General features: G+C 46.3%; 17 protein-coding genes. 6 read left to right on the top strand and 11 right to left on the bottom strand.

Going from position 1 to position 23,198, the window contains the following annotated elements:
• Nucleotides 1–32: 32 nt before the first annotated feature.
• Entirely contained in the window at nt 33–3,059 is a 3,027-nt protein-coding gene (gene torS, locus BM607_RS11285; protein ID WP_071938389.1) for a TMAO reductase system sensor histidine kinase/response regulator TorS, read from the top strand.
• 61 nt (nt 3,060–3,120) lie between these two features.
• On the opposite strand, the gene torD is transcribed toward torS, so the two are convergent.
• From torD to torE, 4 genes are all read right to left on the bottom strand, one after another.
• Entirely contained in the window at nt 3,121–3,750 is a 630-nt protein-coding gene (gene torD / locus BM607_RS11290) for a molecular chaperone TorD (RefSeq protein WP_071938388.1), read from the bottom strand.
• Between the two features lie 90 nt (nt 3,751–3,840).
• A complete protein-coding gene (torA, locus tag BM607_RS11295) occupies nt 3,841–6,330 on the bottom strand; it encodes a trimethylamine-N-oxide reductase TorA (protein ID WP_071938387.1) in 2,490 nt (829 codons plus the stop codon).
• Between the two features lie 15 nt (nt 6,331–6,345).
• Nucleotides 6,346–7,524: a pentaheme c-type cytochrome TorC gene (gene torC / locus BM607_RS11300; RefSeq protein ID WP_071938386.1), complete on the bottom strand. Its 1,179-nt coding sequence runs from the start codon at nt 7,522–7,524 to the stop codon at nt 6,346–6,348.
• 43 nt (nt 7,525–7,567) lie between these two features.
• Nucleotides 7,568–7,744: a trimethylamine N-oxide reductase system protein TorE gene (torE, locus tag BM607_RS11305; RefSeq protein WP_006082688.1), complete on the bottom strand. Its 177-nt coding sequence runs from the start codon at nt 7,742–7,744 to the stop codon at nt 7,568–7,570.
• A 525-nt stretch (nt 7,745–8,269) separates the two neighbouring features.
• Between torE and BM607_RS11310 the strand changes: the two genes are divergently transcribed.
• Nucleotides 8,270–9,622, top strand: a complete 1,353-nt coding sequence (locus tag BM607_RS11310; RefSeq protein WP_006082687.1) for an NCS2 family permease — start codon at nt 8,270–8,272, stop codon at nt 9,620–9,622.
• Between the two features lie 62 nt (nt 9,623–9,684).
• Here BM607_RS11310 and BM607_RS11315 read toward each other — a convergent pair whose 3' ends face one another.
• The 3 genes from BM607_RS11315 to BM607_RS11325 all read right to left on the bottom strand — a co-directional run bounded on the left by BM607_RS11315 (nt 9,685) and on the right by BM607_RS11325 (nt 13,277).
• Complete coding sequence (locus BM607_RS11315; RefSeq protein ID WP_071938385.1) at nt 9,685–10,116, bottom strand: CBS domain-containing protein; 432 nt, start codon at nt 10,114–10,116, stop codon at nt 9,685–9,687.
• Nucleotides 10,117–10,231: 115 nt separating this feature from the next.
• Nucleotides 10,232–12,133 (bottom strand): lysophospholipid acyltransferase family protein, encoded by a 1,902-nt coding sequence (locus BM607_RS11320; protein WP_170927466.1) that lies wholly within the window; start codon nt 12,131–12,133, stop codon nt 10,232–10,234.
• Between the two features lie 4 nt (nt 12,134–12,137).
• A complete protein-coding gene (locus BM607_RS11325; RefSeq protein WP_140393425.1) occupies nt 12,138–13,277 on the bottom strand; it encodes a UDP-2,3-diacylglucosamine diphosphatase in 1,140 nt (379 codons plus the stop codon).
• 492 nt (nt 13,278–13,769) lie between these two features.
• On the opposite strand from BM607_RS11325, the gene BM607_RS11330 reads away from it, so the two are divergent.
• Complete coding sequence (locus BM607_RS11330; RefSeq protein ID WP_071938382.1) at nt 13,770–14,678, top strand: DUF4238 domain-containing protein; 909 nt, start codon at nt 13,770–13,772, stop codon at nt 14,676–14,678.
• 427 nt (nt 14,679–15,105) lie between these two features.
• On the opposite strand, the gene BM607_RS11340 is transcribed toward BM607_RS11330, so the two are convergent.
• Nucleotides 15,106–16,283 (bottom strand): IS3-like element ISSba5 family transposase gene (locus tag BM607_RS11340; protein ID WP_087486472.1). Its coding sequence is split into 2 segments (ribosomal slippage): nt 15,106–16,025 and nt 16,025–16,283, totalling 1,179 coding nucleotides; the frame shifts between segments, so codons are not numbered across the junction.
• Nucleotides 16,284–16,558: 275 nt separating this feature from the next.
• Here BM607_RS11340 and BM607_RS11345 point away from each other — a divergent pair.
• Nucleotides 16,559–17,113, top strand: a complete 555-nt coding sequence (locus BM607_RS11345; RefSeq protein WP_140393426.1) for a hypothetical protein — start codon at nt 16,559–16,561, stop codon at nt 17,111–17,113.
• Nucleotides 17,114–17,633: 520 nt separating this feature from the next.
• On the opposite strand, the gene BM607_RS11350 is transcribed toward BM607_RS11345, so the two are convergent.
• On the bottom strand, nt 17,634–18,992 hold the full coding sequence (locus BM607_RS11350) for a YjiH family protein (RefSeq protein WP_011847491.1): 1,359 nt from the start codon (nt 18,990–18,992) through the stop codon (nt 17,634–17,636).
• Nucleotides 18,993–19,686: 694 nt separating this feature from the next.
• On the opposite strand from BM607_RS11350, the gene BM607_RS11355 reads away from it, so the two are divergent.
• Nucleotides 19,687–20,400, top strand: coding sequence for a hypothetical protein (locus tag BM607_RS11355; protein WP_071938380.1), 714 nt, complete (start codon nt 19,687–19,689; stop codon nt 20,398–20,400).
• A 170-nt stretch (nt 20,401–20,570) separates the two neighbouring features.
• On the opposite strand, the gene BM607_RS11360 is transcribed toward BM607_RS11355, so the two are convergent.
• Together BM607_RS11360 and BM607_RS11365 are read right to left on the bottom strand one after the other, a co-directional pair.
• Nucleotides 20,571–21,464 carry a U32 family peptidase gene (locus BM607_RS11360; RefSeq protein WP_071938379.1) on the bottom strand — a complete coding sequence of 298 codons (894 nt, stop codon included), beginning with the start codon at nt 21,462–21,464 and terminating at the stop codon, nt 20,571–20,573.
• A gap of 40 nt (nt 21,465–21,504) precedes the next feature.
• Nucleotides 21,505–22,515, bottom strand: a complete 1,011-nt coding sequence (locus BM607_RS11365) for a peptidase U32 family protein (protein WP_071938378.1) — start codon at nt 22,513–22,515, stop codon at nt 21,505–21,507.
• A 137-nt stretch (nt 22,516–22,652) separates the two neighbouring features.
• Between BM607_RS11365 and BM607_RS11370 the strand changes: the two genes are divergently transcribed.
• Nucleotides 22,653–23,186, top strand: a complete 534-nt coding sequence (locus BM607_RS11370) for an SCP2 sterol-binding domain-containing protein (protein WP_071938377.1) — start codon at nt 22,653–22,655, stop codon at nt 23,184–23,186.
• The last annotated feature ends 12 nt before the right edge of the window (nt 23,187–23,198 follow it).

Below are 23,198 nucleotides of genomic sequence, written 5' to 3' on the forward strand. Positions count from 1 at the left end.
TGGATGACATTGTAACAGTTTAAGGAAGATGTGTGGCTCCTTTATCTTTATCGCGAACCAGTTTAACCGGTCGATTAATGCTCGCCTTCAGTGTGTTAGGCGTATTGCTGATGCTGCTTGTTAGCTTAGGTAGCTTGAGTCTACATTGGCTAAAACAGGCCGATAGTTACTTGTACGAAGAGTCACTCCCCGCATCCCAAGCGGCGAGGCAGCTAGTGCAAGCTTCTAATGCTTTGTCCGATGGTGTGCAGCAGTTAGGGCGGGTAGAAGATGAGCGTCAACGGGAGTTTATTGGTCGTAAACTGAGCCTTGAAAGTGTCAATATGTTTAATGGCATCAAAACCTTAACCATATTGGATGTTAACGAAGGCCAAAATCTTAACCAGCTGGCCGAACAAATCATCAGCCAATTAACCTCACTTGGCAAAAGTGTGGGTAGGCGTTTGACCATGGGCGATGAGTTGCAGCTCAAGGCTCATGAATTGTCCATCGCCGCAGGACATGCCTCCGAATTACTTCAATCTGAGCTCGCCGTCGTGAATTCTGCCATCTTGGCGAAGTTGAGTCAGGCCTATCCTGATATGGCAGGCGCGAAGCGCAGCGGCCGATTACTCGACGATGTGATTGAGGGCGAACTTGATATTCAAGAGCAGCTCAATCGTGCCCTTAAGTTAGTTCATCAAATTGCCTTGTTAAGTCAGTTATTTGAATCCTCCGAATTGCAGTCAGAATTGCAATTAAGTGTGCCGAATTTGCTGGCGACGTTTGCAAGCACGAATCCTTCCCCGAGTTTTACGCTTCCTGAGCCTGAGATGGCGACGGCAATGGACAGGGCGCTTGCCCATAAGACGGATTCAGCGCTTGCTTCGAGTGACATCAATATCGATTTGATGGCACTCGATAATGTGCCCGAGATAATTCGCGATCCGGGGCGTTTGCAGGCGTTAAAAACCGAATTAGCAGTGTTAGCGCACACACCACAAATCATTAAATTACAGCGGGAATTAAGCCAAACACTGCAGCAGCAACAGCGTAAGCAGCAAGAATTAGCCGAAAAACTTTATGGACTCAATACGCTGGTGGATAGAGCCCTAAATCAACAGCAACAACAGGCGGAATTTGCACGTAGTGATTATCTACACCAATTGTCCCTTGCTAGGCTTGGGCTTTGGGGCACAGGTGCCTTGATGTTTGTGGTAATTGGCTTTGTAATCTATCGAGTGATTTATCGCGGTATCGCCCTTAGGTTAAATCAGGCGACCGAGGCCATGTCCCGCTTGAGCTTAGGTGACACGGACGTGAGTTTAGAGGCCCACGGGGATGATGAACTGACTGCGATGGCAAATGCTATCGAAGCCTTCAAGCGTAAAACTGCCCATAATCTTAAATTACAGGCTGATTTACGTCAGGTGGCAGATGAGTTGACCGAGCATAAAAAGGCGTTGGAGCAAACGGTTGTTGCCCGTACGCAAGAATTGGCAGAGACCAATAATCGCCTCGATGCCGAAGCCAAGGGCCATGCTAAAGCAAGGCAAATAGCTGAAGAGGCTAGTCAGGCAAAATCCCAATTCCTTGCGACCATGAGCCACGAAATTCGTACGCCTCTCAACGGTTTACTCGGTACATTAACCTTGCTCGGTCACAGTGATCTACCGCCAGCGCAGCAGCAAATGTTAGCGCTATCGCAATATAGCGGCACTTTATTACAAACGGTGTTGAACGACATTTTGGATTTTTCGCGTCTTGAACAAGGGAAACTCAGCCACGAGCCAAGGCCAACCGATATCAATACCTTGCTCGATGAAGTGCTGGCAATCATGGTTGCGGGTGCTAATTTGGCTGGGCTCAGCCTCAAAATGAATAAGCCTAAGCTACCAAACTGCATCAATATCGATGGGCCTAAGTTGCGCCAAGTATTGTTCAACCTAATCGGCAATGGCATTAAATTTACGCAAGAGGGCTGCGTGACGCTAACTGTTAGTCTGCAAGGCACCCAATTGTCCTTCGTCGTGCAGGACACGGGCGTTGGTATTGTGCCTGCGGCACTTGATAAACTTTTTGTGCCCTACAGTGCTTTACCTAATCAAGGTCGCAGTCGCGGCACGGGTTTAGGGCTCGCCATTTGTAAGCAATTGGTTGAGTTAATGGATGCTAGCGGCCGCGGGATTTGGGTTAAAAGTCAGCCAGGAAAAGGCAGTGAGTTTGGTTTTGAACTCACCTTTAATGAATGCGATATGACCTATGCCAAAGCGGTAAAAGAGAGGATGTTAGTGCCAGCTCGCCAAGTGCTGGTGGTAGAAGACAATAAAGTGAATGCTATGGTGGCGCAGGGATTTTTAGCGCACTTAGGTCACAAGTCAGTTCTTGCTGTCAGTTGCCAACAGGCGCTTGAATTTGTCGAGTCTAGCGGCGTGGCTTTCGATGCTGTGATGCTGGATATTCAGCTCAGTGATGGTTCTGGAATCGATTTATTGCCGCAGTTAAAAAAGTTGATCGCCAATCCTAATGTGAAGTTTGCCGCCTTTACCGCCCAAATGCAGAGCGAGGATTTACAGCATTACCGCGAGGCAGGATTTGATGCTGTATTGGCTAAGCCCCTAAGTCTACAAACCCTTACAGAATGGCTTGGTGTTGCGGTTTCTCCCTTGTCTGCATCCATGCCTCAAGTCACAACGGAAGCTAAGATTGCAACGACAATAGCGGATGTCGATGATGAGCCGTTATTAGATCTCAAGCAGTTAGTGCAGGATAAGGATGTACTCGGCAGCGAAGCTATGATGTCTATGCTCGATCTTTTTAGTGATTCGAGTCGTGAGCAGCTTGCCAAACTGTCTCTAGCTAATCCCAAGGAAGAGGTCGCCAAATTGCTGCACGGGCTTAAGGGCAGCAGTGCCAGTATGGGATTGATAGCGTTAGCTAAATTATGTAAGGAGTTAGAGCTGGCGCTAAAAGCCAGTGCAAATAACGCGTTGGAGCTTAGTGAATTTCAACGCCTTGAGTCTTGCAGGCAGGCATCCATTGCCGCCTTGAGCCAATGGTTAGCTGCACAAAACGACTGAACTTGCCTGCTCATAAACCCATTGGATAGCGTTAGTCTAAAGATAAGTCGCTCTAGAACGTTTAGCTAATCACCGCCACAGCGGGTTCAAGCTGTGCGATATCTAGCTTCACCCACGCTAAGGTGAGTGTGGCAACGGCACTATAAAAACCGTTTTTGTCGCATTGAGTGAGTTGGTTAATAAATTTTGCTAACCAAGAGTCGATGCAGGTTTGCAAAAAGCTTAATTGGACACTGTCTTCACTGTGACAACATAAGTGCGCCATATAGGCGAGCATCACGGCCAAATGGTCGGCGGGCTCAGGGAAATGACTCTGCACTTGCAGTTTACTCTGGTGTAAAAATTCACTCATCTGCTGATGTTGCTGACCAAATAGCAGAGGTTCATCCTCACCATTTAAATACAGGCTAGCATAGGGTGAAGCGCTGTGTTTGGTGCCAACGAGAAATAAGCCGCAGTAATCCGCCGCGAGTTCGAGTAACGCCTCATCGCTTTTTATCCCATTGAGCGTGCAGCGAATTTTATCCACTGACTGAGTGAGCTTAGCCTCTAGGCTAAGCTGTTCCCAGAATTGCTGCGCCGCTTCGCTGGTGAGTTCCTTAAGTCTTTGCTCGTCAACTTCGCGGGCAAACAGTGATGATAACAGCTGATAAACCAAGGCTCTGGCGTGGTTGATATCGACTTGACTCATTGTATATTCCTCAACACGCCCCAGTTTTGGCGCTAAGATTGGATGCAGAGACGCGCCGCGTTCGGCGCATCCAGCGTTTTAGTTCTAAGGTTAGATTTCGACTTCGATAGGGCCATCGAAGGAGCTGACCTTAGGCACTTTGCCTTGGTATTTTTCAAACTCGACTAAGCAAGTATAGGCTGAGCAAGCTTGGGCAAGTTTAGAGGTGCCTATGTCTAAAGTGAGGGTGTTAGGATCGCCATAACTGCACAGGGCGCCGACTTCTGCCCCACCTTCAGTGCTACCATCTTTACCTACTGGCCCATACCATGCGCCTTCGTGAATCCGCACAATACCAGTAGGGAAGTTGTCCGATACCACAGCACCCGCCAACAGTTGGCCACGGTCGTTAAAGACTCGCACTATATCGCCATCTTTTATGCCGCGCGCTTTGGCGTCGACAGGGCTGATATACACAGGCTCACGGCCATTGACTGTGTAGGTCTCGCGGTATTCTCGCGATTCACACATTTGCGAGTGTAAGCGTTTGTCTGGGTGGCATGACTGCAACCAAATCGGATGCTTGTCAGAGCCCGGACCGCCATGGCTACGCTCGGTTTTCTCCATCCACGTTGGGTGACCTTTACAGTCATCGTAACCGAATTGATCAATCTTACGGCTAAAGATTTCAATCAAACCTGAAGGCGTGCCTAGTGGATTGATTTCAGGATCGTTTCTAAAGTCTGCATGGCGCGTCCAGACTTCACCGTCACCAAAATGCACATAACCTTGTTTCCAGAAAGTCGCAAAGTCAGGCATCTCAAATTTGCCCGCGTTGGCGGCTTTACATTCGTTATAGAGGGTTTCTAACCACTCCATTTCGCCCATGTTACGGGTGTATTCTTTCTCTTTGCCGATTACGGCGGCAAAGCGAGTGAAAATTTCAAAATCCGACAAGCTATCAAACAGTGGCTCAACCATTTTCTGCATGGCTAAAATACCGCGGTTAGCATAGGCGCCGTAAACGTCGATATCGTTGCGCTCATAGGTAGTACAAGCGGGCAGTACGATATCCGAGAAGCGGCAAGTTGCCGTCCAGTTCACATCAACAGTGACTACACACTCAAGCTTATGGAAGGCTTGCTTCATGCGGTTTCTGTCTTGGTGATGGTTCCAAGGATTATTACCCGAGAAAATCATCATCTTGATATCGGGGTAAACTACTTTCGAGCCGTTAGCATCAATGGTTTTACCGGGTTCGAGAATCGCATCAATCCAGCGGGCAACGGGAATCGTGCTGCTCGCGCCCTTGAAGTCTGAGCTATCAAAGAGTGGCTTTTGATTTTCGTCCAAGTTACGGGGGAAGGCACCTGGCGCAGCGGCACCCGATGAAGGCACGCCGATACTCGAGTAGTGGTGACCATAACTGATGCCACCACCGGGTAGACCGATTTGGCCGATCATGGTCGCCAGTACCGCCGCCATCCAATAGGGTTGTTCGCCGTGTTGCTGGCGCTGGATACACCAACCCATCATGAACTGAGTGCGGCCCTTGACTAAGGTTTTAGCCAAGTCGCGGATAACATGGGCTTCAACACCACAGATAGGCGCGGCCCATTCTGGGGTTTTGGCGACGCCATCTTTAGTGCCCATCACATAGGGCACAAACTCTTCAAAGCCTAGGCTGTAGCCTTGGATAAATTTATCGTCGTAGAGTTTTTTGCTGATCATCTCGTGGGCGATGGCCAGCATTAAGGTCACATCTGTCTGTGGATTAACGTAGAGTTGCTCACAGCCCAAATAGGCTTGGGTCTTAGTCACCACAGGGTCGATACTGATAACGCGGATCTTGCCTTGCTTCACTTTCTCTTTTAACTGCGCAAGATAAGCAAAAGATTCATGGGTTTCCGCATTCCAACCCACTTGCAGGTTCTTGTACGGATCGTTCGACCAGAGCACGATAGTGTCGCTGTGTTCTAAGATCAGCGGCCATGAAGTGCCTTGGGCATACACTTCGGTTGAACCTAACACGTAGGGCAGAATCGTTTGGCCTGCACCTGTGGAGTAGTCGCCGATTTTCTTCACATAGTTGCCGTGCATCCCCACAGCGCGTTGCATATGACTCGTGCTGGAATGCAGTTGACCCGTGGCGCGCCAACCGGTTTGACCCGCATGCAGACCTGATGGACCGTATTGGGTTTGGACTTCATCTAATGAATGCTTAAACAGTGTTAATGCCTTGTCCCACGTTACACGAACAAAGCGGAAATCACCCCGTTGATGGGTATTACTCTTATGACCTTTGAGTAAAAAATCTAAGCGCACCATAGGGTAACGTACACGCGATGGATTGTAGACCATGCCGCGGATGCCGTTAATCATATCCGTTGGATACTTATCTAAGTCGAAGGGTTTCACTTCGGCAATGACGCCGTTTTTGCGCTTCATTTTAAAGGCGCCGAAGTGTGAACCTGTGGTTAGCCATTCATCTTCATTGATGCCCGCTTTGGCTAAGGCATTTAAGGGCGCTAACACCGAGCTGCCACCTAAGACAACGAAAGAGGATGAGGCGATACCCTTTAAAAAGTCTCTTCTGTTCATGGTATTACTCCCGAATTAGTGCTCTTTTTTCACAAAAGTTGACGAATGTTCCTGCAGATATTTCTGCACTAGTGCTTGGGTGTCTTGGTCCATATTCACGAAGGCCAACATGCCTTGGAACATTCCCGGCCAAGTATTGGCGTCAAAGTGCGCCTCATCGGGTTGGGTATGGCAAACACTGCAGCTGGAGCGGAAGGTATCGCGGGCATAACCCCAAAGTGGTTGCAGCTCGGTCAGCAGATAATCCTTATCGGTCCAGATTTGCGCTTCGATACGCTGCCATTTAAGGCCAGTCATAGGATCTTCTTTTTCTTCAAAGGTTTGGATAACACCTTCGGTTTCGGCTGCGTCTTTGGTTAACTGTGCCGACAGAATGTTCACGCCAAAGTCCATGTAGATCACGCGGCCAGCACCAATCTTTTTACGCCAGCCATCGATGCCGATCTTGATGCGTTTGCCTTGGGTTTCGAGCACTTTGACTTTCGTTGCTACGTTGAGCGTGCCTGCTTCCACATCGCCTTTATCAGTGAAGAATAAGGGTTTAGTCAGGGCGCTATAGTAAGTTTGATTCGTTTCAACTGAGCTAACACCCGAACCGACTTCTGCAATCAGTTCTGGTGCGCGGGCTGTGCCCATTTCCGGTAAATGGTGAGCAATACCTTTATGGCAATCGATACAGCTTTGGTCGATTTCTGCGGCGCGTTTCATCTGTTTTTGTGCCAGCGGTGACATGGCTTCCCATTTCATCGAGTTGTAGTTGTGGCAGTTTTTACATGCTAAGGAGTTGTCGCGGTCGAAACGTTTCCATTCGCGGCTCGCCATTTCTAAGCGTTTGGCTTCGAATTTTTCAGGGGTGTTGACTGTGTTAAATAACCAGCCCCAGACGTCGTGGGAGGCTTCCATCTTACGGGCGATTTTACGGCTCCAATTATGGGGCACGTGGCAATCGGGGCAGGTGGCGCGAACGCCAGAGTGATTCGACCAATGCACAGTTTCCTGCAGCTCTTGGTAGGGGTTGCTTTCCATACTGTGGCAACTAATACAAAAAGCTTCGGTATTGGTGGCTTCGAGTGCAGTGTTAAATCCGCCCCAGAAGATGATACCCATGATAAAAGCGCTGATGCTGACGGCGCCTAAGGTCAGCGCTTTGGTGGGTTTGTTCAGTGTGCGCCAGAGGTTGGTTAACCACTTCATAATCGCGTCCTCAAAAAGTAACTATATGGTAAATAGGTATAAATTAGTGGCCGACAACGCCGCCGAAGGCTTGGATCATCCAAATGATGAAGCCGTAAATACTGATCCCTGCGATAGTGAGCGCGGGGAAGAGTAAAAAGATGATGAACCCGAGCGCTTTTAATTCATTTTTGCGCGTGGATTTCTCTGATGTAGGTGTTTGTATGTTTGGCTTTGTCATTGGGGTCGACTCCGATCGAAAGCGATTTTTGATAGGAGCACTATAGAGGGGAGATATGAATGGACTTGCTTGCTGTGATGAATGGGGTTTGACAATATATGAAAGATTATGAAAACTTTTTAAGGGCGTAAGCTTAGCGCTGCTCTGGCAGACTTTGGTGGTGATTAATGTGAGTTCAATGGGCAGTTATTGCCTAGGTTTGGGCGGTTTTTTGAACAACTGATTTCGGCTTTTGCCGCTAATTTTTTATCGAAGTGCAGGTGATGTCTTAGCTATCTTTGGGAGATTCCAGTATCATCCGCGGCCAACAACGGCTGCGTCTACATGATTAATGGCTTTTTAATCATCGCGAAGCATCACTGCTTGCAGATCATGGATTTTTCCCACAGTAGGAAAATGATGTGGATCTCTCACCCAAGTCTGATTGATTTGGGGCTCTAATCTGCCGCAGCCAGCGTCGCCAATTGCGTTTTAGGGTAATTGGTACCGACCCCATTTTAAGAGATCACAAGGTATAACAACATTATGTCTGAGCAATTGAGTTCAACAGCCGTACCCTCTGGTTCGTTTCTGGACCGTTATTTTTCTATTCAACAACGTGGCAGCACAGTTCGCCAAGAAGTGATTGCGGGATTAACAACTTTCCTCGCTATGGTCTACTCAGTGATTGTGGTGCCTAACATGTTAGGCCAAGCGGGATTTGATCCTGGTGCCGTGTTTATCGCCACCTGTTTAATTGCTTCATTTGGTTCTTTGCTCATGGGTTTATGGGCAAACTTACCTATGGCGATTGGCTGCGCTATTTCGCTCACCGCATTTACCGCCTTTAGCTTAGTGCTAGGTCAGGGAATGTCGATTCCGGTTACCTTAGGCGCGATTTTCCTAATGGGCGTGACCTTCACGCTTGTGAGTGTGACGGGTATTCGTCAGTGGGTGCTGGCTAATTTACCTAAGGGCATTGCCCACGGTACTGGCATAGGTATCGGCTTGTTTTTACTATTGATTGCGACTAACAGCGTGCAATTGATTGTGGCTAATAGTGCAGGCTTGCCGGTGAAGTTGGGCGACATTAACAGCTTACCTGTTATCGCGACTATTCTAGGTTTAGCGGCAACTATCGGTTTAGAGCGCCGCGGTGTACCTGGTGGTATTCTGTTGGTGATTATCGCGTTATCGGTATTTGGTTTAGTGTTCGATCCGAGCGTGAAATACCAAGGTTTGTTTGCCTTGCCTGATTTAACCTCAGAGCATTCACTGATTGGTCAGCTCGATATCATGGGCGCCTTTAATCCTGTGGTATTGCCTATCGTATTAGCGTTAGTGATGACGGCAATTTTCGATGCGACCGGCACCATCCGTGCTGTGGCTGGCCAAGCGAATTTGCTCGATAAAGACGACAATATTGTTGGCGGCGGCAAAGCCTTAACCTCAGACTCAGTCAGCAGCATGGTGGCGGGTTTAGTGGGCGGCGCACCAGCGGCTGTGTATATCGAGTCGGCGGCGGGTACTGCGGCGGGCGGTAAGACAGGTTTAACTGCGACTATCGTTGGCGTACTGTTTTTATTGATGATGTTTTTAGCGCCATTAAGTTATTTAGTGCCAGCTTATGCGACAGCACCTGCTTTAATGTACGTGGGTTTGTTGATGCTGAGTAACGTGGCAAAGCTCGACTTTGACGATAAAGTCGATGCCATGGCAGGCTTAACCTGCGCTGTGTTTATCATCTTAAGTTGTAATATCGTCACTGGTATTATGTTGGGCTTCGTGACTCTGGTTGTCGGCCGTATCTGTAGCGGCGAATGGCGCAAACTGAAAGTAGGCGTGCTCGCCATTACCTTAGGTTTAGTGGTGTTCTATATGGGTGGTTGGGCGATTTAAGTTAGGCAAACTGAGTGATTTGAAATGAGTTATTGAAAACAGAAGCGAGTGCGGTCTTAGGATTAGCACTCGCTTTGATTTTGTGCCCGGTATTCACAATAGGCCCGCAGTAAGTCTTTCCAAGTGACAATTCCAACCAATTTACCGTCTTCTAACACCGGCAAGCATCCTATATCGTTGTCTAACAAAATACGCGTTGCCGTGTCTAAATTGATGTGGGGCGCAACGGTAACCGGATTACGGGTCATCACTTGATGCACACGTTTTTGCAGGGTTTCTAAATCTCTTGCGGTTTCGGCGCTACTGCCCAAGTTGGGGCTAATGGCACGCAGCAGATCCCGCTCCGATAACACGCCTTCAAGTTGATACTCATCGACGACCAACAAGTGATGAAAGTTCGCTTGGTCGAAGATTTCCTTCGCCACAGTTAATCTGTCGTCCATTTCAACCGTGACGACTCGGGTGCTCATAATATCGGCGATAATGATCGGCATGATGATCCCCTGTTAAGCTTGCGCATCCTAGGATGCACTCTGTTAATGCGCTGCATTACAGTTACTTATAACAGAGTGGTGCATGTTTAGCCAACACCCATTACAAAGTTTTAACTCAAAGATCTTGAACCTCTGGCTCATCATCGGCTGTGATTGGCATCCGCTCCGATTCGGGCAAGTGCGCGCCTATGTAGCGTTGATACTTTTTGCCTTTCAGTTTGTGGGTGTCCACCAGCACTAAGCCATCGATACAATCGCCAAAGTCGGCGTCGATACCAAAGGCGAGAAACTTAACCCCATCAGCCTTACACAGCTCACCATATTGCTTGTAGAGCGTCGGCACGGCGGCGCCCATACTCGCGAGTACTTGTTTGAGTTGCTTGAAGTTGCTCTGATAATCCTCGGAGAAATACAAATCATCTAACTTGGCTTTTTGGGATTTTGATAAACCAAAGGGCGACATGGAAACCGCCATCTGCTGCGCAGGCGCAAATTCCCGCGAGTAAAAGTGCACGAGCATTTCTCTGGCGCTGCCGGGTAGTTGATTGCTGATAGACACTGGGCCAAATAGGTAACGGTATTCAGGGTGTTTGGCGAGATAAGCGCCTATGCCAAACCACAGATAATCTAAGCTGCGTTTGCCCCAATATTTAGGCTGCACAAAACTGCGGCCAAGCTCTAAACCTTGCTTCACGAAGGGCATAAAGCTGTCGGCGTATTGAAACAGCGATTGGCTGTAGAGGGCGTTTTCGCCGTATTTTTCTAAGACTTTGTCGCCACTGGCAAAACGGTAGGCGCCGACAATTTCAAATTGCTCTTTATCCCACAGCACTAAGTGCTGGTAGTAGGAATCGTATTTGTCGATATCGCGGCGTTTGCCCGACCCCTCACCCACGGCGCGAAAGGCGATTTCCCTCAGGCGACCAATTTCCCGCATGATGGGATTGCTGTCGTGGTGCTGGTATAGATAAATCAACTTGTTATCTTGCGTTTCCCCGAGCAGTTCGCATTGCTGTAGCGCCGCTTGCAGTTCGCGGCGCGATTCAGGGTGGGCGATAGCACTTTGGGTAATAAACAGCGGATCTTTATCTTTGCCGATACGATACAAGTGATTTTTAAGCAGTTTTATCTTGGTCTTGAGCGGAAAGTCCATCGAGCGCACGGCTTCATTGGGAATAAGCTCGCCAATGCGGATCGGCATATTACGTTTGGCCTGTTTGAACATTTCCTTCACCAGCAGCAGTGTGGCGAGTGGCTTGTAAATCATAGATGCGCCGTAGAAGGTCGCAGAGTTTTTGGCATCTAAAAATATCGGCAGTAAGGGCGCATTACAGGAAATCGCCATTTTTAAAAAGCCAGAGTGCCATTGGGTATCACGCACGCCGTTAGGACGCAATCGCGAAACTTCGCCAGACGGGAAAATCAGCACAGCGCCTTCGTTACGGAGGTGCTGGTGGATTTTTTCTAAATGCTGTTTCGGTGTGCCGCCCGTCATATTGCGCACCGGCAGTAAGATTGAGTGCAGCGGTTCCAGTGCCATCAAGAGTTCGTTGGCGACGACTTTGATATCAGGGCGAATTTCACTGATCAGTTTGATCAGCGCTAAGCCATCGAGCGAACCTATGGGATGGTTGGCGAAAATCACCACTCGGCCTTCGCAGGGAATGTTTGCTATCTCGTTGGCGGGCACGGTAAAGCTAAAGTCGAAACTCGCTAGCACTTGCTCGACAAAGTCCACGCCCTGTAAATAGGCATATTGATTGGCGATATCGTTGCATTGTTTTTCATTGAGCAGGTAACGCAGCATGGCCTTGGCGGGTTTAGCGAGCCAAGGTTTGTCGTTGATCGACGGCAGATTTTGTTCAACCATATTATCAACGGTAAAAATCATGCTCTTCGGCTTTAGCGCAGCAAGCTGCACGGCATGGTTATTATGGTTAAGGTTGCTGTTTAGCGTCTGGTCATTGTGTTCCATAGCGTTATCTGATTGATGAGTCATGTTATTTAGTTGATTCATAGTGTTAGGCAACATCCCTTGGGCGAGTTTCGCCGGTATTTGTGTTTGGCATTTGCTGCGCTGCCGTTTTTTGTTGTTTATTTTTGTGCGTCTCAGGCGGCTGTTGCACTAACGCTATGCTGCTGAGAATATCTAGATTGAGTGTCTGTTCATTCCAGCGACACAGTTGTAATTCACCGTTAAGGGTTTCTGTGATTAAGCTGCAGTTTTCAACCCAGTCACCGTCGTTGGCGTAGATGATCTGCCGCTGCTCAGGCGTACTTTGGGGCGTGCAGTATTGTGCTGCTCTGGGGTGAGTTGAGAGTTCTGGCTGATGGATATGGCCGCAGATCACGCCGTCAACATCGAAATGCTGGGCATAGTTGAGCACCGCTTGGCGATAATGTCCGATAGCGGCTTGAGCCTTACCCACTTTGGATTTGATGTAACTTGCCAGTGACCAATAGGGATAACCTAAACGTTCCCGCATGCTGTGGAGATTGCGATTAAGGAACAGCAATAAGTCATATAAATGGTCGCCCAATATGGCGTAGAAACGGCCGACACACACATCGGCATCAAACTGATCCCCGTGGAGCATCAACAATTTATGGCCGCCAATCCCGTGGTGAATATGTTGGCGGGCAATTTTGATATTCCACAGGCTTAGTTCGGCATAGGGTTTGATCAGCTCGTCGTGGTTGCCCGGCAGATAAATCACTTGGGTGCCGTTTTGTGCCAGTTCAATGAATTTTTGTAGCACCTTATTGTGGCTATCAGGCCAATGCAGCTTACGTTTCAGCGCCCATAAATCGACTATGTCACCGACCAGATACAAGTGCTGACAACGCACGGTTTCAAGCAAACTGAGCAGATAGTCGGCCTTGCAATCTTTACAGCCTAAATGGATATCCGATAGCCAGAGGGCGTGAACTGTGATGCTTGGGGTATGTGGTGAAGCCGTCTGGTCTGAAGTTAATGCGGATGGGGTAAAAGAAGCTGAATTGAATCGATTTGAGGGTGTTGGTGCAGCTGTCGGAACTGATGTCGGTGATTGCGTCGAGCGGTTAAAGATAGGAGGTGAAAGGCTGGGGTCATTTATCTGTCCCTGCGCTGTTGTTTCAAATTCCTTGAAATTAAATCCTGTCATCTCGTATTCACCCATTAGGCTGTTAACGAATATGAGCTTAGTGAGGGGCTTTGACTGAATGATGAAGTTTAGATGACATGCAGATGACAAAAGGTGGATTAGCCTAGACTGAACCTGTCAAGATTCACATCAGGATGCAATTAGAACCGATAGGTTGATTTAACTCACTTCTGCCCCAAAGCAAGATAACTTTGTTGTCAGTTTGCAGCATGAATTGTCATTGTTTCCCCAGTGACACGCCGCCCTTGCATTTAACAAGAAGCGTCCCTGAGGGCTCGACGACGGCATTCATGCCGCCAACGGTCACAGTTGCAACAATGCCAATCTTAATTAACACTTCTGCTGTTCGTTTAGCTAAAAAGCTATTGCCCCAAAACTAGTTACAAGCCATTGCTAATTGCATAAGCATACCTAATGATTGGTAATAGAGTTAAAGCTTATTCATACTGATATAGTGATCATGAAAAGTGTTTTATCACAGTCAAGGTTAATTTCAGAGATAATGAAGTGTCTAAAAATAAGCCGCTATCGCATTATGTACCTAAGTTTAGTAGTAAGTATTGGGCTGACGATTCACAGTTTGTGTCTTACTTATTTTGTGAGCACACTTCATCTGTTAAAAAAACGTCAAAAGGTAGGAAACAATGGGGGCGCAAGCGTGGATTATATTCATGGGATATTGAAAATTCTTTAGATAGAGATCTAGAAACGAAAGTAGCTCCTGTTTACGAAAAGCTTGTCGCTATAAGTGAGCTGGATGAAAATGAAAGACTTTTATGGGCTCAGTTTTTACTTTCTCAGTTAGTTCGCACTCCTTCGTACATGAAATATGAAAGGAAAATAAGGGATATACACAATACGACCACCGTTCCTCAGCATGACAGAGTAGGCTGTCAACAGTGCGGGGACCTTGCATTTGTTGCTAATAGAGATTGGTGTTTAATTCTTGCTCATAAAGATGATTACTTTGTACGAACTGACAACCCTGTGCTCCAATCAGGTTTTATTGAGCGTCCAGAAAGTTGTTTGTTTTACCCATTGAGCCCTCGATTATGTTTTGTGGCATGCTCTATGCCAAATGGTTGGAATGCTTTCACACACAACCCCAATGTCACCATAGGCTATGAGGCCAATAAAGGGTGGGCTCACTTTATTAATTACCAGTTGGCAAAATGTGCTGGTGAGTCATTAATAATCAGCCCTGATCATGATAGTGAAATCGCAGATAGAATGTTTAATGATATTTTGGGGAGTTATCCTCAACCACCATTTTCTTTGCACATTTTAAGTGATATATCTGATTTAGATACCGCATATGACAGTATCCGCAGAATTATGAGTATTACTGACGATTATAAATATCCAGAATGGAATGATTGTGAATTTGAACCATTTTATCAACGACATCAAGAGTAGCTTATCAACAATATATTAGGTCTAATTTTGATGTTGTTTTTTTTCGACATCAGCACAAATCTGATAGGAATGCTTTTTGCAATTAGCATTCAAATAGTTAGCGCCCTAAAACGAGTTAGCAGCGTGAATCTAGATAAACACTGGCACACCATGATTGACCCGATTTTAATAATGCTACAAAGTAGCTATTGTACGGTAGTGATGCACCCTAATTGGCGTTATGTGAAAAGGCAAAATCGGCATGTTGTTTAAGTATCTCCCAATTGACAGAATTGATGTTTTAGAAAATCTTAAGATCAGATTTTCTCCGCTTATGTCGCTTAATGATCCATTTGAATGTCAGCCATTGATCGATATGAAGAATGAAAGAGATATGTTATTACAGCAAATGCTCTTTGATCTCAATGAGCTTTGGGAAATGTAGTGGTCAAGTAAAATTGGCCACGGTTTTAGAGTCATTCCAATATAAACGTTCTGACTCATTTGGCGTTAACCCACCATTATATTGATGGGGTCTGGTCTCACTGTAATATCCAGTGATGTAATTTGTGATCTCTTTATCTGCTTCAGTAAAATTCCCATAACCACTGGCGGGTATCCACTCAGATTTCAAACTTCTAAAGAAACGCTCCATTGGTGCGTTATCCCAACAATTCCCGCGACGACTCATACTTTGCTCAATCTGAAGACGCCATATTAATTGTCTGAATTTCAAGCTCGTGTAATGCGAACCTTGATCGCTGTGATATATCACATTCTCAGGCTTACCCCTTAACTCAAATGCCATTTTCAAAGCTTTACAGGTCAGCTCACTATCTGGTGATAATGACAAAGCCCATCCAACAGGTTTGCGGGAAAATAAGTCTAAAACAACGGCTAGATAGGCCCAGCGATTACCGACCCAAACATACGTCACGTCGCCACACCACACTTGATCTGGTTGAGTTACTGCAAACTGTCGATTAAGCGTATTGGGGATTGCAACATGCTCTTGTGTCGCTTTCCGATAAGAATGCTTAGGCTGCTGACAGCTTAATAACCCAAGCTTTTTCATTAAATTACGGGCTCGATAACGACTGAGACCAATCCCTTTGTTAGTCACTAATTGCGCTATCGTTCGCGCACCGGCAGAGCCATGACTAATACGATGTGCGGCCTTCACTTCACTGCATAAAATAGTAAAGTCTGTATCAATATGTTCTTTTCTTTTTAGCCAATACTTATAGCTACTTCGATGCACTTTGAATGCATTACAAATTGTGAGAATAGAGTGGCTCTGCTTGAGTGCGCTGATTAGCGTAAATTGTTCATCGAGTCTGACATCAAGAGAGCGGTAGCCTTTTTTAGGATAAGATTGTGCTCCTCAAGACGAGCTATTTGCTTCTTCAGCTCACGGATTTCAATTTGTTCAGGGGTAATCGGAGATGCTTTTGGTGTGCCACCCTGGCGTTCTAGTTTTAACTGTCTCACCCATTTATCCATAGTGGACTTACCTACGTTCATCGCCTTTGCAGCTTCGATGATGCTATGGTTTTTATCGAGGACTAATTGGGCTGCTTCAAGTTTGAATTCAGCACTAAATGTTTTTCTGGTTGTTGCTCTCATGTTTTCACCTAAAGTCATCTACGAGGCAATAATATCACCTCTATTTAGGTGGCCAAAATTAGTGTGCCACTACAAAGATACAAAGAAAAGAGTCATATCAGCTATAAGATCCAACGAAATATCATGCAATATATTTCAGGCTAGTGTGTCATTGGATGAGTACAAAATTGAATTCAGAGATCACGTTTCAACATAATTTGCCCCAAAGATTGTTTTGAACACATGATCAAGAACTTTCAGCTACAGAGCATTGACCAAACTTTAGTTGATAGAAAGTGCCCAGTATTGTTATTGAATCAGAGCAAATTCCCATGCTTTTAAAAAAGATGTTACTTGCAGCGTTTATCTTAGTTTCAGGATTTGTAGGCCTCCTGATCGGTTTATTTTACTCTTCTTCGACTATTGATATCTGGTTCAATAGAGCACAGGTAATAACGTCGGTACTTGCTTCGATTGCGACTGTTCTTGGGGTTGTGTTGGCGTATCGCGCTCTTGACGCATGGAAGTCCCAGTTAAGAGGAAGCCACATTTATAACCTATCCTCAGAACTTCAAGACGCGTTGCTAACCACATTAACCATCGCTTTCAACAAAGATACACCGATCATTGGTAACCAAAAATTCGGTGAAACAGGATTTAGAATAACCAGACTGAGTCTTGAGTTAAAGTTAAAAAAATTTGAGCCTGAGATATTAACTAAAATATCCGATGTTCAATCAATGATTGAAAAAGATGTAAGGGATAGCAATGTCATTTCCGACAACACCATGTCAACACTCCTCACCATTATAAATGAACTAGAGCGAAATCTTAATCATCAGTTTAAATAACAGACAGTAAAGAAAAGTAAGAAAAAAGTAGCATCCTTAAGTTCATCACTACTCACGATTCAGTTCTTTGGATTATTTTTATTTATCCTAAATGAAGATTATCCCGCAAAAACTTAGCTCGTTTTTGTCCAAAAACGTGCTGTTTATTTCTTTAAAACTTACTGACTACGCCAATGCTAGAAAGGTGAGCCATGGTGATTAGCGAGACGACCGTCCGCCCCATGGACGGGGCGGTCGAGCATCCAAGGACGGACTTGCTGCGTGTCGGTGAGCGAATGCCATGGCTCATCATAAGCCAGCACTTAAAGAATTAAATGACCAAGTTTGATCCTTCAGCAGTCTATCCAGAAATTCTTAAAGTACTTCTGTCCAAAAGTGAGTTGTGTGGTGTCGAGTGGAGATTGTACGATTTAGTCACTCGATATAATCAAAACTGTCAGTTCGTGTATGAGTTACTACAAAAAAGGGGAGTCAGTTAACCTGACTCCCCTTTTAGCTGAGCTATTGTTGCCGTTAGCTTTTAGAACAGTAAATGCGCCACACCTGCGATAACAGGCAGTGTCACTAAGGTACGTAGAATAAACACTACGAACAGCTCAACAAAGTTGACGGGGATTTTACTGCCGATAAGCAATGCGCCCACTTCGCTCATGTAGATCAACTGAGTCACAGACAAGGCCGCAATCACAAAGCGAGTCATATCCGATTCAATTGAGCTGGCCAGAATTGACGGAATAAACATATCCGCAAAACCCACCACAATCGTTTTAGAGGCTTCAGTGGCTTCAGGAATATGCAGCAATTCGAGTAATGGAATAAACGGCATACCCAGATAGTTAAAGATAGGCGTGTGCTCGGCAATAATCAGCGCCAGCGTACCAATTGCCATTACCACAGGGATAATGCCAAACACCATATCGACAACGTTTTTAACGCCTTCATTCAAAACGGCTTTGATGCCACCGGCACTGGCGGCTTTTTCTAAGGCTTTATCAAAACCCCAAGAGAAAGCATTATGACCCGCAGGGATCAACTCATCATCTGGCATGCGTGGGGTATCGTCGATGTAGTTGTCTTTCTTCCACGACAGCGGTGGCAACTTAGGCACAATCACAGCCGCCGCAAAACCGGCGAGACACACAGTCAAATAGAAGGGCACAAACATGTGCTCTAATTTAACCTGTGAGATCACCACTAGACTGAAGGTAATCGATACCGCCGAGAATGTGGTGCCGATAACCGCCGCTTCTCTTTGGGTATAAAAACGTGCTTCGTATTGTTTGCTGGTCAGCAAAATCCCCACACTGCCATCACCTAACCATGAGGCCATACAATCAATTGCACTGCGACCCGGTAGATTGAACACGGGGCGCATGATTTTGGTTAGCAGTGTGCCAAAGAGTTCGAGTAGACCGAAGTTCAGCAGCAGCGGCAACAACATACCCGCAAAGATAAACACGGAAAACAGTACAGGCAGTAAGTCGTTTAAGACTAATGCACCTGTGCTTGAGGAGTTAATAGCCTCTGGGCCTAAGCCTAAATAGGTTAGCACGACAAACACCGCACCTATGATCCGCGTGATCAACCATAAAGGACTGACATTTAATAAGGCATTAAGGAAGTGATTCTGGGCCACAAACTTAGGCTTAAATGCTTTTGACAGCGAAGAGGCCAGCGCCGTAGCCACGATAATCATCGTCACTATGAGGGTTAACACGCCGCTCAATGCACCTTGCAGTGCTTTAGAGATAATCGCGATTGGAATAGTGATCGCATCGTTGTAGCTGATAGGGGTCATAAATAACAACAGACCGATCAGCGAAGGGACGATAAAGGTGAGTATCGTCTTAATGTTTCGATTTTTATTTTCAGTAGTCAATTTTGTACACCTTAAAGTACGAGTCGTACATGGTAAATTTGAATAAATAGCCGCACGTAACGCGCTGTTGACGCCAATTAAGGTGCATTTAAATTCAACTCAAAAACGAGAATGGGGAAGATTACTCGCTTAGCTTGTCTATGTAAAACGATTCGCTAGTTAGTTTGATATAAGCAGCAAAACAGCATAGTTATTTTACTTAAGTTGTCGGTGATATTATGTCGATACTTCTGGATGGTTTCACATAAAAAATTATTATAAACATGGTGTTATGGGTTGTTGTTTCTGGCAGGTTAATCGCTTGTATTATGATGTGGTTAAAACGATTGAGATGTTATTTTTGCACGAAAAAACATCAGCAACTTTAGCCTTACAGCCCTCTTGGTTGGTTTTTTGTGCGATTTAAGCGGACTGTCGTGATAACACTTTCTATATAGCGTGGGTAAGCACTGTTTAAGAATGCCACGCTTATGTTCAGTGTATTTTGCTGCTCGGCACATTTTTATGCGACAAGCAGTTAAATCTGCTTAGAGATAATAGTGATCTTCCTCAGCATCTTGATGTTTTGGAGGCTGACTAAAAAGTCGCTAATAACGATGAAAGTAAAAATATTATTCATAAAGCGGATACCCGCCGCTTTAAATCATCTCATTTCCATGTAAGTTAGTATCATTCCTATCCAACTCAAGTATTCATGACTGCAAAAGTAGAGAAGGTTAAGATTAAAGGCGGCTCGACACTGGCCATTAAGTTTGGTTTTCTGGGGATCTTTGGGCTTTTAATCGGTATTGTGATGACTGTTTTAGGATTCGATGATGTCGAGTCCCATCGCTTTAATTTTTTAAATCATACCCTAAGCGAATTGGGGACTTATGGTCATTCATCTTTTGCTGTGATCCTCAACGGGGGATTGTTCTTTGGCAGTTTAAGTCTCGTCTTCTATTGCTTGTCTTCGTTACAACAGGTGACATCTTTCTGGGGATATCCCTTCTTTATCAGTCTGGCATGCACTTTTCTGGCCTTAGCGAGCGTGGGATTATTTCCGGTGAACGTGTATCACTTGCACGTTTTAGGGCTAAAATGGTTTTTCTATCTGGGAAGCTTAAGTGCGATTTTCTACTTAGCCTTGGTCTGTTTCGGTAAGTCTCATTTTGGTCGCTGGACTGGGTTGTTAGCCCTCATTGTGCTGTGCAGCATGATGACGTTTCTGTATGCGCCGCAATTGGATTTAGGTTTGACCGAAGGGGATAGGCCGTTTTATCAGGAGATGGTATTGCAGCTACCGCGTCCTAGTTTGTGGTGGCCAGCCCTACTGGAATGGATAGGGTTGGGGAGTCTATTGTGCTGGACCACTGTGCTGCTTTTGAGTCAGTTACACTCCAACCAAGAGCGAACCAGCCAAGAGTGAAACCTCACTGGTTAAACTCATTCCTTAAGTTAACTTCGATGTTGGCTTAAATCCAGATTATGTTTCCCGCTCCGATTCTCACTTAGATTAAGCTCTGGCTCATGTTTAGGCCCAAGCTCAGTCTCATGTTCAGACTCTGGCTCAGACTAAGGCTCAGGCTCTTAGTCAGGCTAGGGATTGGCATGCACAGCAAGGCCTGCTTCTCCAAACCAGTAGCCGTTACACTGGGTTCTCTCTAGGTTCGCATCGCTGCCAATCGAGAAGTCTTGAGCATTTTCAGGCGTGTTAATCGCATCGACCAAGGCATTGGCTGTGGCGATGCAGTCAAGGCTGCTGGGTGATACCCGAAACACATCGACCCCCATCTTTGCCATTGTCGTTATTTCACTACGTAAATCTAAACAACTGGCGGATTGAGTTTGGATCCCATTGAGTCTGAGCAAAGGCTGCTGCTCTTGGGTTTGCGCGACTAGTCCTTTACTGTATTCACGGCACACCGTTTCACAATGATCTTTGGTGAGCTGTTTGTGCCTAGCGGTAAAGCAGCGCGCCGAATGGGCGAGGGGTAAATAGCCGTGGCCGAGCACTTCCACTTCAAATGACGGCTTTTGTTGGATCACTTGGCTAAGCCAAGCTTTTGAAAGTTCCACTGGCATCACAAACCTTTGCATCCCAAATCGCTGCAAAATGTCTAAACTGGCGCGATTGTAGTTATTGATACTCGCGCCGCAGACGAAGGGCAGCTTGTGCTCGTTGGCGAGATAGACCGCCGCCATATCGTTCGCTTCGACCATAAATTCGCCGTTATCGACTTGGCGTTTAAGCTCAGTATATTCCGATGGTGCTTCGATTAACGCCAGCGTTGAAATCACCACTTCTTTACCGGCCTGCTTGAGCATTTGCGCCAGCTCCAGATAATCGCCCCATTTGAGTTCGCGCCTGCGACTGCAAACGGCCTCACCTAAATACACTAAGGGGATTTGACTGGCGGCAACTTGCTGATAAAAATCTGTGACCTGTTGTTTTTGCCAGCAATACAACAGCGGGCCTAGGGAAATATGCATAACTTGTCCTTTGTTAATCTGGCGCTCTGTTCATTAACCTTTATTGCCAATCACGCTCATAGGCGCCAAGTGTGGTGATTTGACCCTCGGAAACTTTTGCAAGGGCTTGTTCCCAATGGGGTTGGTTCTGGCTTGTTGAGTACAGCTCAGGATTATCCAGATAGGTGTCTATGGCTTGGCGCCAAACTCTCGTGACTTGCTCAACATAGGCAGGGCTGCGTTGACGGCCTTCGATTTTCAACGACACTATGCCCGCCTTGGCGAGTTCGGGCAGTAAGCTTAAGGTATTTAAACTGGTCGGTGATTCGAGCAAATACTGCGGCGAATCTTGATCTTCCGTGATGTAACGGCCTTTACACACCACGGGATAGCCCATCTGTTCATCGAGGGCCGACTTATCAATCAACACATCGTTGAGCAGCGTTAATCGGTTCTGTCCTTCTTCCTGCCAGCGCACGTGTTTTGCTGGTGAACAAGAGCCGCCCGTGTTGGGCGATTGACCCGTCACATAGGATGACAGTTGGCAACGCCCTTCGGCCATAATGCATAGGCTACCGAAGGCGAACACTTCTAAATCCACTGGGCTGACCTTGGCAAGGTCACGCACTTGTTTCATGGATAACACCCGTGGCAACACGACTCGGGCGATGTTAAAAGCTTCTTTATAAAAATTCAGCGCACCCAGATTGGTCGCACTGGCTTGCACCGACAAATGCAGCGGTAAGTGTGGATAATGTTTATGGGCATAATCGAGCAAAGAAAGATCGGCAACAATCAACGCATCGATACCCAGTTTTGCCGCTAAATCTATGGCTTGATACCAACGATGTTCTTCGCCGGGCTTTGGGAAAGTGTTTAAGGTTAAGAAGATTTTCTTACCGTATTTTTGCGTGAGCTCAGTGGCTTCTTGCAACTTTGCGGGGGTGAAGTTTAATCCTGCAAACGAGCGCGCGTTGGTGTCGTCTTTTAGTCCCAGATACACAGCGTCGGCTCCGGCATGCAATGCCGACTTTAGCGAGGCCAGATTTCCTGCTGGACACAACAGCTCCATAGTGATGCTCCCGATAAAATGATAGCCGCTGAGTGTAGGTAAGATTGAATGGCGATGAATTGATTTAAAACAGGTTTAAGATCATAAAATCCCGATAAACTGGGAGATATATGTTTTATTCTTGTAGGGTTCCCGCCATGTCCGCTGTTTTTTCCGCAAAAATCGCTCAACAACTTTTAGAATTCACCCCAAAAGCCATCGGCTTTCCCCTCGCTAAGTTGCCTTTTAGTTTCAAAGCGAAAGCCATCAGCCAATTACTTGGGCTGTTACTCGCCGAACAAGCGGCAGACGATGAACTCGGATTTTTGACTGATAAATGGGTCGCGATTCAAGTGGAAGACTTAAACTTGGCCTTTGAGGTGAGTTTTAATGGCAAGTGGCAAGTCAGAGCGTTAACCGATGCGCAGGTGACCTTTAGTGCCAACTCAGCCGAACTCATACTCGTGGCAGCAGCAAAGGAAGACCCTGACACGCTATTCTTTCAGCGTAAGTTGAGTATTGAAGGCGATACAGAATTAGGGCTCGAAGTGAAAAACCTGCTGCTCAGCATCGAATTTGCCAGTATGCCGACCCCAATTCGCCTCAGCATTTCAAAACTCGCCGCTGTGATTGAGCGTCTGCAAATCGAAGCAAAACCAACGGTTATCCTCGCTAAGTCTCCAAGTTATTGATCAAGTGATTAA

Origin of the sequence: Shewanella sp. SACH (genome assembly GCF_001887095.2) — a bacterium.
GTDB classification, from domain to species: Bacteria; Pseudomonadota; Gammaproteobacteria; order Enterobacterales; family Shewanellaceae; genus Shewanella; species Shewanella baltica.